The 11,870-nt window shown below is 64.3% G+C and carries 7 protein-coding genes; 3 read left to right on the top strand and 4 right to left on the bottom strand.

The genetic code is table 11. The features are described from left to right. Window positions 1-226: 226 nt before the first annotated feature. Together ACHFFR_RS02515 and ACHFFR_RS02510 are read left to right on the top strand one after the other, a co-directional pair. Window positions 227-355: a hypothetical protein gene (locus ACHFFR_RS02515; protein ID WP_394262698.1), complete on the top strand. Its 129-nt coding sequence runs from the start codon at window positions 227-229 to the stop codon at window positions 353-355. 282 nt (window positions 356-637) lie between these two features. After that, window positions 638-2,329 carry a hypothetical protein gene (locus tag ACHFFR_RS02510; RefSeq protein WP_394262697.1) on the top strand — a complete coding sequence of 564 codons (1,692 nt, stop codon included), beginning with the start codon at window positions 638-640 and terminating at the stop codon, window positions 2,327-2,329. Here the strand turns inward: ACHFFR_RS02510 and ACHFFR_RS02505 are convergent. From ACHFFR_RS02505 to ACHFFR_RS02490, 4 genes are read right to left on the bottom strand one after another with little or no spacing between them, the layout of a single operon-like run. Then, window positions 2,326-3,570, bottom strand: a complete 1,245-nt coding sequence (locus tag ACHFFR_RS02505; RefSeq protein WP_394262696.1) for a S8 family serine peptidase — start codon at window positions 3,568-3,570, stop codon at window positions 2,326-2,328. The genes ACHFFR_RS02510 and ACHFFR_RS02505 overlap by 4 nt on opposite strands. Continuing rightward, window positions 3,567-4,922 carry a type VII secretion protein EccB gene (gene eccB, locus ACHFFR_RS02500; RefSeq protein WP_394262695.1) on the bottom strand — a complete coding sequence of 452 codons (1,356 nt, stop codon included), beginning with the start codon at window positions 4,920-4,922 and terminating at the stop codon, window positions 3,567-3,569. The genes ACHFFR_RS02505 and eccB overlap by 4 nt, the downstream gene beginning before the upstream one ends. Continuing rightward, window positions 4,922-6,232, bottom strand: coding sequence for a type VII secretion integral membrane protein EccD (gene eccD, locus ACHFFR_RS02495; RefSeq protein WP_394262694.1), 1,311 nt, complete (start codon window positions 6,230-6,232; stop codon window positions 4,922-4,924). Before eccD ends, eccB begins: the two co-directional genes overlap by 1 nt. Then, on the bottom strand, window positions 6,229-7,602 hold the full coding sequence (locus tag ACHFFR_RS02490; RefSeq protein ID WP_394262693.1) for a hypothetical protein: 1,374 nt from the start codon (window positions 7,600-7,602) through the stop codon (window positions 6,229-6,231). The genes eccD and ACHFFR_RS02490 overlap by 4 nt, the downstream gene beginning before the upstream one ends. Window positions 7,603-7,839: 237 nt before the next feature. Here ACHFFR_RS02490 and eccCa point away from each other — a divergent pair, with 237 nt between their 5' ends. Further along, window positions 7,840-11,832, top strand: a complete 3,993-nt coding sequence (gene eccCa, locus ACHFFR_RS02485) for a type VII secretion protein EccCa (RefSeq protein ID WP_394262692.1) — start codon at window positions 7,840-7,842, stop codon at window positions 11,830-11,832. Window positions 11,833-11,870: the final 38 nt, after the last annotated feature.

The following is an 11,870-nucleotide window of genomic DNA, read 5'->3' as shown; positions in this document are numbered from 1 at the left end:
ATTCTGTGTCTCCTTGTTTGTGTATACAGAGATTCGCGTGCAAACCACATCGGAATCTCTTCCAGCCGTCGAGACCGCGCGTGGTCTCGCCAACATAATACTGCGACTTTCTCTTGAACCTGTGCGCTTCTCACGGAGTGAAAACCTCTGCGATTCTCACGTAGTGAACATTTTCGTGAAAATCTGGTTCGTATAGACAATCACGGAAACGCCGGAAATACTAGAGGTGGCTTGCGTTAAAAACAAGGACGCGGCGCCAACAACCGAACGCCTTGGCGAGCGGTTGCTCGACACGGATTCTCGTGTGAACTTCCTCGGCCGCGGTCAGCGCGAGGATATTCCCGACACCGAGTAAGAGAGACGAAAATGGCGGGTGTGCCGGTCGCGTGTCGATGCGATGGGGACACCCGCCGCTCGTTGAGTGCGACGCACTGGGAGCGGAAGGCTGGAACAGATGGGACTTACGAAGAATCAGCGAGCGATCGCGCTCGTCGCTGGATTAGCGCTGGTGCTCTCCGCATGCGCGGGAAATACTGATCCTGACCCGAGCCCGTCCGAAGGCGGTGGTACCGAGACTTCCGTGGAACCGTCGGCAACCGTGGCACCGGTGGACAAGAGAGTCGTCGAGGGCTTCGTCATGGCCGATGCTCGCTTGAGTCCGCCAGCGGGTGCCAAGTGGCTCTCGGGCGAAGAGGAACAGCTGTGGAGCGACGATAAACAGCTGGGGTTGATGGTCTTCGACGATCATCATCCTGATTCGGAGAATTACCCGACCGTCGAGCTTCGCTATTCCCCACGGCATTTCTCGCGGGAGGCGGCAGTGGCCGAGGTGAGTATGATCTTCCCCGAAGGAGAGTTCGGTGAGCCGGTGACGATCGAGGGGCAGACCTTCGAACGGTTTGTGGGCTCGGGAGAGCTCCTCGTCGGATCCGATTACGTTGAGACGCCGGGCGAGGTATTCTTTGCGCGCCGTAATGAGGGCACCTATTTCCTGTATGTCCTCGGGCTTCCGGGAGAGTCAGAGATCAGTGACGAGCTCAGGCAAACAGCGTTTGATGCGCTGAAGTTCGATACGTCGACTGTCGATGAGTACTTTCCTCCGGGCCAAGACGAAGGCGCAGTGACGCTCGAGCTGGAGTCCCTTGCGACGTACGAGGTCGGAGTTGATATTGAACCAGGCCGATATGAAGTCTACGCAGAGGCCCCCAGCGATGTGCCGATGGTGGACATTTTTGTTTCTCGAGACGATGGCGGTGTCTACGATGCCTATCGGCCGGTCGCGCTCGTGGCTGCGGAGTCACACGATGGGCCTGCGTGGGCAGGATTCATTGAATTGCACGAGGGAGACCAGCTTCATTACGATTTCGCCGCAGACCCGGAGGAAACGCCCGATTTCGGCAGCGTCACATTCAAACCATTGCCCGAACCAACCGTGTATCGCACCGTGTTGCCAGGCAGCGGCGACTGGGTGTCAGGCGTCGATTTCAAGCCCGGAACTTATCAGATGAGAGGGATCATGAGCGCCGAGGTAGCCATCTTTGATCCTGACGGCGCCGTGATATTCGATGGTCGAATCTCTGGGGTTGATTTCGTAGACCGCATGGAGTTCTCCAAGGATGATTCCTTTGACTACATGTCGAGAGAACTGATGATCCCGCGCTTGAACGGCATGGCGCCTTTATCGACCGCGATTGATCTTCCGGCAGGAAGCCGAATCGTTACGTGGGCTGATTCCCTAGGTAATCCTAATGCTCTTGAACTGGTGCCAGCGCCGCGAGCAACCGACGTTCCCACACCGGTCTTTACTGCGGATCCGGGCCATGTCAATGAGCAGCCCACGGGGACTGGAATCGTGGTCGGGCAGGAGCTGGAACCGGGGGTCTACACACTGACGGACATGAACGCGGACGCGGGCGCTTCCAAGCAGTTGTTCGTGGACACCTTGGGTGGTGATCGCCTCTACAGTTTGGATGTGTTCGCGGGCGTCCAGAGCGATCCGTTCTACCTGCCGAGCAATTCGGTGGTGCACTACTTCCCGTTCGAGGAGAGCCCGGATTTGATCTCGATTGAACCTGCACAGCCGGTGCCATTCGAGGGCGGAATATGGGAAGGACGAATTATGCGGGTAGGAACGGACATCGAACCGGGGACGTGGACGATCTCCGGGACGAGCGGACTCTTGGACGTCTTCGATTCTGAAGCGCAGCTCGTCAAACGTGTAGCCGTGTGGAATCCGGCGGTCGAGCACACGTTTGAGCTCGAGGAAGGCCAGATTATTGTTGACTCCGTCCACAATGTGCCCGCGTTATTGACGTTCGAAAAGAACTAGCTCCGGCGCCGGAGCGCAATAACGAGGAGTCCCAAACTTCCGAACGCGACGACCGCGCCGGCGGCGATGCTCAACGGTTTCGTCATGCGCAGCGGGTCGGGTACCGGTTCAGGAACCTCTTGGCCGGCCACGGGCGTGGGCTCGGGCGGCGTGGTATTTGGCGACTGTGGTCCGTTCGCGGTGCCGTCGTCGATGAACGCGAGGGCGTTGGGAAGGTCGATCATGCCCCAACCGACGGCACTTGACTGCGTGTCCGTCACGCGCACACCCGTAACTTCGAGGCGGAATCGAATCTGTTCGGGATTTTCGTCTGGAAACTCCGAGATCAGACTGGCGGCCGCGGCGGCAGCGAACGCGGCTGAATACACCGTTTGAGTTTGCCCTGTTGAGGCGATGCACGTGCCACGCTGCCCATTGGCCACAACGACGTTCTGCCCGGGCGCAGCCACGTTCACTGATTCGGCTCGAAGCGTGCGATCCGAGGCGCCGGCGTTTGAATTAACCGCGCCCACCGACAGCACCGTGGGGTATGCCGCGGGATAGCGGGGGTTATCGAAGGATTCGGCATCCGATTCGTCGAGGATATCTCCAGCGGGCGCGACGACGACGATGCCGGCGCCTTCCGCACGCGTCACGGCCTGTTCGAGCGCGGGGCTGCCGTACGGTAGCGCGACGCCCACGAGGATGACGTCCACGTTCTGATCGATGGCCTGATTGACGCCGTCGGCGACGACGTCCGCGATCGGGTAACCCGGCGAGGCGAGGTCGTCAGGTGGCTGAAGGAACACGCGGACGGGAACCACGGTTGCGCGCGGGGCAAGGCCCGTGACTCGCGCGTCGCTTCGGTTCTGACCGACGATAATCGAGGTGAGCGCCGTGCCCATCCCGTAGGGATCGGCCAGTGCGCTCGACCCCTCGGTCAAGTTGACGCCCGGCTCCACAGCCGCGCCCTGGATGGCCGGGTTGCCGGGCTCGACGCCAGTGGAAAGGACGGCGACCCGGGTGCCGGCGCCCGTGGCCGTGCCCTGGATTGCGCGCACGCCCAGCAGGCTCGTCGCCTCTCGGCCGGTGAGGTCAACGTCTCCGCGTTGGTACGTGTCGGAGGATCCGGGTATGCACGGCTCGGGCGCGAAGTAGCCACGAACCTCGGGCTCAGTCGGTTCGGGAAGTGTGGCGGGCAGGCTCAGGCCGGCGGCAAGTGCGATGGCGAGGCCACCGGTAGCGAGTCGTGGCGCGATCACTGCGCGTCATCCTCGGGGACGGTCTGCCATGCGGCGTCCTCGGACAGCAATACGCCGGGGGCAAAGAGCTCGCTCCACGCGGGAGTGACCCGGAGCGTTTCCGCCTCGGCGAGCCCGAGAGCGGCGAGCGTTCCTTGCGGACTACCCATCGGATGCGCCGTCCCGTTTTCATCGACGAAGAAGAATACGCCCACGCCGCCCTCGGTGAGCGTGTGCAAGATTGCGCCGGAGTGCGGGGCAACGGACACGCCCGAGAGGTTGGCTTGCGGCAGTTCACCAGCGACGACGAAGTCCGGTTCGCCCATCGAGTCGGAGGAATCGGTGTATCCGCATGCGATCTCATCCTCATTGAGCAGCCGCGTGAGCTCCTGGGGCCACGTGGGGCGAATGCGATCGGGCGCGATGTTGAGGCGGGCGAGATCGTGCAGCGTGATGTCTTGCGGGTCGGCGTAGATTGCACCAGCTCCCACAGAATAGAGCTGGAACATGGACGGGCTCATCCGCTCGATTGTGCCGGCCGCGCGGACGAGGTAGAGATCGCCTTCTTGGGCCGAGTCCGAGACGCGCAAGACGGTGCCAACGCGAACGTCGTCGCCCACGCCGGTGATCGCTCCGGCGTCGTCGCCCAAATTCGGAACCTGCAGGGGCTCAAGTGGCTCGCCCTCGGGGAAGAGGTTTAGCCATGACGCGTTGACGGTGACTGCCGTGTCGGTGGAAAGACCGAGGGCGTTGAGGATGCCTTCCGGCGCCACGCCCTGGCCGCCCAGGACGTACCGGTGGCCGTTCGTCACCAAGTAGGACACGCCATCGAACTGGACGTGCGTGGCAAGGCCTTCGGCGTCGGACCATTCGCCCGAATTCACGCCGGTCCACAACACGGGGCTCGCGCCGGTGGTGTCCACACAGGACAGAATGTAGGAATCGGCCAGCGCCTCCGGCGCAGGGAGCTGATCTGGCGCGCCGAGGATGCCGACCGGATCGCCGAGCGGGACGTCGTCGAGCGTGGACGAACCCGCAGTGAGCACCTTCAACCCGCCGGGGAACAGGAGCTTTGCGGAGGACGCGTTGGCCACGGGGTGCAGGGTGCCGCCGATCGTGACGTACCGGCCGCCCGTATCCGGATCGGTGATGAGCGAGGAATCCTCCCAGCCGGCTGGCAGCGACGGCGCGAACAGGCGCGAGACCCACGCAACGCCGAAAATGAGCACGGTGATGATGATTCCGCCAATGAGGCCCGTCCACGGCCGGGCGGGCGTGAGCTCGCGGCCGTCGGGCATCCCCGACTGGAATGCCGTGACGAGCCGGGAGCGGTTGAACCGCTGCGCGGAGAGGATGTCCTTTGTTGACGCCATTACCACAGCTCCAAAGACATGACGACGACGGGAATGATGGCAACCCCGCCCAGCATCTCAACCCAGTCGGCCATCCGAGCCATCCACGTGGGTTTCGTTCGAAGCACGAGGCCACCGCCAATCATCAGGGCAACGAAAACGATGGCGCCGATCGAGATTCCCAGCCACGAGCCCGGATAGTGAGCGACGATCGCCAGCGCGTAGGCGACGAGCGCGACGAGCGTGCAGGCGTAGTGAATCGCGACGTCTGTGGCGGCGTAGTAACGCCGGGTGGACAGGGCGAACATGGCAACGGCGAGGCCGCCGGCGACGATCGCCCACGAGCCGAGCTCGATCGAGAAGATGATGGCCAGCACGATGACGATGCCCGTGGCGATGGACATGCCCATCGAGGCCCTGCGCCCGCGCCCGTACAGCTGGGCTGCTTGGCTTGGCACCGGCGTCGTGTCCGGCGGAGCTTTGAGGCCGGAACTGTACGTGGCAAGCCGCGGAAGAAACGCGAGCACCACCGTGCACAGGCCGAGGACGACCACCCAGATCTTTGCGGGATCGAGGTCGAATCCGACGTCGATGAGGCCCACCATCGCGAGGACGCCACCGACGATTGTCGGAATAACGACGAGCTCTCGCGCCACTTTCAGCAGCGGATACAGGGCCGCGGCCACGAGCGCCATCGCAAGTCCCGCGAACACGATCGACATGCGTGCGGGCTCAATCGGGATCGTGAGACCGGCGACGAAGGCGGAAAGGGTGGCCACCATCCCCAGCGTCCACGAGTGCCACGAGCGCTCCGAACGTTGCAGCGCCCAGACGGTTCCCAAGAGCAGAAGCGTCATGACGCCGGCGACGGCCGGGACGATGATGGGTGCCTGATCTTGCGAACGAAGCAAAATGACGAGCGTGGTCAAAATGAGTGCCACCGCGCCAGCCACCGCCATCGTGGCCGAGTTGGCGGGCGTCCACGGTCGGTTCTTTTCCTCGACGGAATCGGCGACGGCCTCAACGACGTCGTCGTAGCGCTTTTCGGTCTCGACCGCGCGCGGGGCGAGGGTCAGGATATCGCCGTCTTTGACTCCCTGCGAAAAGAGCGACTGCCCGCCGTGGAGGATGCGGCCATCGGAGGCGCTGAGGACGGCGCCCTGCGTGGCGGCGCCGGGGCCCTGGTCGAGGAGCCGGCTGGAGATGGCGGGCATGATGTCGACGAGCGGCAAGGAACCCGGCAACACCAAATCGGAGCGATAGCCGCGTGCCGCGATGCTGACACGGACGAAGGCTTGTGGTTGTTGCGTGACGTGAAACGGGATACTCACGGCAGACCTCCAGTGCGAACGATGTCAATAATTCCGATCGCCACGAGGGTGAGCGGGAGCGACAAGGTAGTGGTTAGTGATTGCAAAATATCGGCGAGGCGCGTAAACGTGACGCCGAACTTTTCGGGAATGTATGAGATGCCGATGAAGGCGAGCGCGATGAGCAGGCACGCGCCCGCCACGGGGATCCAGCCGAGCGCATCGGCGGCGAGGAGGGCCCCGGCGCCCGCGATGATCGCGGCGGCTGCGCGCGGCACGATGCGCACGTACGGGTAGCGAGACGTGCGCGGAATGAGCAGAAGAGAGATGACGATGCACGCGAGCGCGGCGATGGCAAACGTGCGGTGGATGCCCTCCGACATGAGCGGACGCACCATGACCGCGGAGGCTGCCACGATCGTGGCGCTCGTGAGGATCGTCCACAGCTTGTGGCGCAGGCTCGACAGCCAGACCAGTTCGGTGGGCTCGGGCAGCTCTGCCTGTTCCGTCGAGCGGCGCACCGAGGGGGCCTCGCGGATCACCGCGGAGGTTTCGACGAGAGCTTCCGAATCGACGCGAACCGTCAGCGCGCCAAGCGCCGCAAGGAGCGCCGGCAGGATGCCGAGCAGGCCGGCGATGAAGAGTTCGAAAGGGAGGCCGATGGCCAAAAAGACGAGGTCGAGGCCGGCCACGATCGCGGACGCCAGCGCGACGTCGAGCAGCACGCCTCCGCCCGTGCGTCGCTTATGCCCCCACGTCACCCAGCGGACGAAGGCGCTTGAGCCGACGGCGAGGAGCGTGACGATCAGCAGCTGATGGCGCACGTCGCCCGGATTGGCAAGGCCAAGGGCAAGGCTGGCGGCCACGGCGAACGTGGTTCCCGGGAGGATCTCGACGAGTGGCCGGCCATTTGGCGGCATGAGGCTAAAGCCCAGGGACACGGCGAACAAGACGCCCGCAAGGGCGAGCGGCAGCCACGGGGTGGCCGCCAGTGAGCCGGCCCGGGTGGTCAGCTCGGCGATCGTGCCGTCCCTGCCCGCGGCCTGCCAGTAGGAGGCGACGAGAGCGGCGACGACGGTCAGGCCCGCCGCCAATCCCGCGGCCGCGAAGAACCCGTACATTTGTCCGCCGCGCGTGTCTTTGATGTTCTTGACCTGGCGCCGGCGCGTTTGCCCCCACTCGGCGGGCAAAATGGTGATGAGGGTTCCCGCTGGCAGGTCCACGCCGAGGCGCGCGGATCCGGGAATCGCTCGGCCATCGAGATCGATTGCGGGCCCGGCGATCTGCATGTGATTGAGCAGGGTTTGAAGTGTGGTTCCGGACGGAGCTGAGACATCACGGAGGGAGCCGTTGACCGTGACGGCAACGCTCGTCAAAAGGGTCTGACCCATGTGTGCCCTCCCTCAGAATGCTTCGGCATGCTGGCGTGGATGCGTGGCTAGATGTCTTGTTGTGATTCTAGCCCGCCAGTGCCCCGCGATCACGATCGTCCATCAACCGGTTCACATAGTGTTCGCAGTTCTTTCGGCGCCAGATTCTCCGGTAGATTGGCCTCGTGTTCCACGGCACACGTGGCTGATACAAGGGGTTGACACGAAGCGTCAACACAGGGGGTTGACGGGAGGCTCATGGCTCGCACAACTAAGCAGCGTCCGCCGGCACCGCAGGCGGAGAACGTCAGCGTCAAGAAGCCGCCGGAGGTTATTCGCTCGGAGGGCATTACCGGCACCTTGGCAATGATCCTGCCCATGTTCGGAACGATGGGCATGATGGCCGTCATGGCGCTGTCCTCGAACCGCTCCCCGCGCATGCTCCTGATGTCCGGAGCGTTCATGGTGGCGATGCTGGGCGTGGCCGGCCTTAACATCTACCGCAACCGCAAGCAACACCGCGAGTCCGTGGAGGGCTCGCGCCGCGAATACTTGGCTTACCTGGCCAACGTGCGCAAGAACGCGCGCCTCGTGGAGGGTCAGCAACGCGATTTCACGCAGTGGTTCTTGCCGCATCCCGCCGATCTGGTGCTCATCGCCGCGGAGGGAACCCGAGTGGGCGAGCGCGAACCGAGCGACGACGAGTTCCTCATGTGCCGCCTCGGATCGGCCGATCAGCCCTTCTCGATGACGCTCATGCCCGAGGAAGAATCCCAGCTTGCCGAAGCCGACCCGGTGGCCGAATCCGCGCGCGCCCGGCTGATGAAGGCCTACGACACGCTCGATGACCTTCCGCTCGGCCTTGACATGCAAAGTGCCGCCAAGCTCCAGATCATCGGATCGGCAGACTCGGCGCGCGGCCTCGCCCGTGCGATCACGCTCCACTACGCCACCTTCAACGACCCGGAGAATCTGCAGATCGCCGTGCTCACCACGGACGACGGGCGCGCAGACTGGGATTGGGTGAAGTGGCTCGGCCACACCGAATCCACGCGGCAATCGGACGGGCTGGGCCCCGTCCGCATGGTGGTGACCGACCCGCTCGAACTGATCGACCTGCTCCCGGACGACCTCGCGGAGCGCCCGCGCTTCATGTCCGGAGAAGGCGGAACTGAGCTCCCGCACATCCTCATCATCAACGACGGCGTCCCGGTGCCACCCGACCACCCCTTCATGACCCCGGACGGCGTGCTCGGAATCTCCGTCATCGAACTTCCCACGTCCTGGGACGTACTGCTCGATTCGTCCACGATCCGCCTGGACATCACCGGGCCGATTCTGCGCGTCCAGCAGGTCGGCTACGAGGAGGTCACCGGCAGGGCCGATTCGATGAGCACGCTCGAAGCGGCCGCCGTCGCGCGCCGATTGGCCCGCCCGATCTCGCGTGCCGCGGACGTCGAGACGGACGACGGCGCGTCGGCCGGCGAACCGTCGTCGGAGATCACGGACTTGCTCGGGCTTGGGCACGTGCGTGAACTGGATGTGGCGACGGCGTGGCGCCCCCGGCTCAACCGAGACAAGCTCCGCGTCCCCATCGGCCTCACGAGCGACCGCAAGCCGGTCTACCTCGACATCAAGGAATCCGCGCAGCAGGGCATGGGCCCGCACGGCCTGATCATTGGCGCGACGGGTTCGGGTAAGTCCGAGGTGCTGCGCACGCTGGTCCTCGCGCTCGCGCTGACTCATTCCTCGGAAGACCTGAACTTCGTGCTCGTGGATTTCAAGGGCGGCGCAACCTTCGCGGGCATGGCCGAACTCCCGCACGTGTCGGCGATTATTACGAACCTCGGCGACGACCTGACCCTGGTCGATCGTATGGAAGACGCGCTGCGCGGCGAGATGGCACGCCGCCAGGAGCTGCTGAGCTCGGCTGGCAACTACAAGAACGTCCAAGACTACGAAAAGGCTCGCCGAGACGGGCGCCACTCGGGCGTTCCGCTGCCAACGCTGATGATCGTCGTCGACGAATTCTCGGAACTGCTCTCGGAAAAGCCGGACTTCGCGGACATGTTCGTGGCTATCGGCCGACTCGGCCGTTCTCTATCCATCCACCTGCTCCTGTCCTCCCAGCGCCTCGAAGAGTCGCGCATGCGCGGTCTGGATTCGCACCTGTCGTACCGCATCGGCCTGCGCACATTCTCCGCCGCCGAATCTCGGACGGTCCTGGGCGTGGGGGATGCCTACGAGCTGCCGCCGATCCCGGGCGTGGGATACCTCAAGGCCGATCAGTCCTCGATGACGCGGTTCCGCGCGGCGTACGTTTCGGGTCCGCCGCCGAGGCAGCGGCTTTCGCAGGCGGGCTCGGTCGACGTCGACGAGGGGCCGCAGATCGAGATTTACGACTTCACTTCCGCGCGAGTCGAGGTGGAGGAGCCGGAGGTCGACATCCTTGAGGACGTGGAGGAAACCGAGGACTTGCACGACGACGACTCGGTGGAGACCACGTTCGACATCGCCGTTGCGCGCCTCGAGGGGCAGGGCCCGCTCGCGCACAAGGTCTGGCTCGATCCGCTGGATGTGCCGACCACCCTCAACGCGCTCATGCCCGACCTCGTGGCGCATTCGAATCTGGGCCTCGTCTCGCCCGGCTGGCGTAACCGTGGCGGATTTACCATTCCGATCGGCGAGGTCGATCTTCCCTTTGAGCAGCGCCGCGACACGTACTTCATCTCGCTGTCCGGCGCGGCTGGCCACGGCGCCGTCGTGGGTGGCCCGCAGTCGGGCAAGTCGACCGTCATGCGCACGATGCTCGTATCACTTGCGTTGACGAACACGCCGCGCGAGGCCCATTTCTACGTGATGGACTTTGGTGGCGGCGGCTTCGGCACGCTACGCGACATGGCTCATATGGCCGGCATTGCCAGCCGCAACGAGCCCGATCGCGTTCGCCGCATGTTCGCCGAAATCGTGTCAATTGTGGACGATCGCGAACGATTCTTCTCAGCTAACGGCATCGATTCCATGGAGACCTACCGCCGGCGCCGGGAAGCGGGCGAGATCGACGACGGCTACGGCGACATCTTCCTCTTCATCGATGGCTGGGCCACGTTGCGCTCCGACTTCTCCGATATCGAGGAGCAGATCGAAAAGCTCCTGCCGCGCGGCTTGAACTACGGCGTTCACATCATCGTCAGCGCACTGAGGTGGACGAACATTCGCCCGGCCATCAAGGACATGCTTGGCGCGCGCGTCGAAATGAGGCTGGGCGACCCCCTCGATTCGGAGATCGACCGCAAGGTTGCCAAGCTCGTTCCCACCAACCGGCCGGGGCGCGGCCTCACGATGAACAAGCATCACATGCTCGTCGCGTTGCCGCGCATCGACGGCGAGCGAGACCCGAACACCGTCTCCGCTGGTCAGCTCGATCTCGTGGCGATGATCAACGAGGCGTGGAGGGGCGCCCCCGCCCCGAAGATGCGCGAGCTGCCCGAGCACGTCTCGATCGACGCGCTGCGCGCGAGCGTGGGGCCGGGCGATCGGCGAGTGCTCCTTGGCCTCAACGAATCGCGCCTGGAGCCCTTCGGCATCGACTTCTCGGTGGACGACCACTTCTACTTCTTCGGTGGCCAGCAATCGGGCAAGACGGCGACGATGCGCCTCATCGCCTCCGAGATCGCGCGCGTGTACCAACCCCACGAAGCGCAAATGTACGTGGTGGACTTCCGCCGAACGCTCCTTGGCGATCTGCCCGAGGGCCACCTGAGCGATTACTTCACGACGGAGGCTCAGGCCTCTGACGTCTTGGGTAGGTTAGCGAAATATTTGGAAACTCGCCGCCCTGGCCCCGACGTCACACCCCGCCAACTGCGCGAGCGATCGTGGTGGCAGGGCGCGGAAGTCTTCATCCTTGTTGACGACTACGACCTGGTGACCGTGGGCGGAACCAACCCGTTGGATCCGCTCATCCCGCTCTTGCCACAGGCCCGCGACCTCGGCCTGCACGTGATCCTCGCCCGCCGAACCGGCGGCGCGAGCAGGTCGCTCTACGAGCGGACGGTTCAGACCTTCGCCGAGCTGTCCGTGCCCGGCATGCTGCTGCCCGGCCCGTCATCGGAGGGCCGCCTCATCGGAGGCCTCGCCCCGCGTGATGGCAACCCCGGCCGAGCCCAGTTCGTCTCCCGCGACATCCCGCGCGAAGCGCTACAAATCGCGTGGCAGCCCTCGACCTTGGATAGCGACGAGCAGAACTAGATCCAGCTCGATAGCCACATGTGGGCGCGCCAGAACTC

The organism is Trueperella sp. (assembly GCF_043424875.1).
Taxonomy (GTDB): domain Bacteria; phylum Actinomycetota; class Actinomycetes; order Actinomycetales; family Actinomycetaceae; genus Trueperella.
The sequence above is the reverse complement of the archived record's forward strand: the minus strand, read 5'-3'. Positions and strand labels throughout refer to the sequence as shown.

Bases quoted from the DNA above. Each gene is read 5' to 3' on its own strand.
- ACHFFR_RS02510 (WP_394262697.1), top strand. From the start codon at position 638: ATGGCCGATGCTCGCTTGAGTCCGCCAGCGGGTGCCAAGTGGCTCTCG.
- eccB (WP_394262695.1), bottom strand. From the start codon at position 4,922: ATGGCGTCAACAAAGGACATCCTCTCCGCGCAGCGGTTCAACCGCTCC.
- ACHFFR_RS02490 (WP_394262693.1), bottom strand. From the start codon at position 7,602: ATGGGTCAGACCCTTTTGACGAGCGTTGCCGTCACGGTCAACGGCTCC.
- eccCa (WP_394262692.1), top strand. From the start codon at position 7,840: ATGGCTCGCACAACTAAGCAGCGTCCGCCGGCACCGCAGGCGGAGAAC.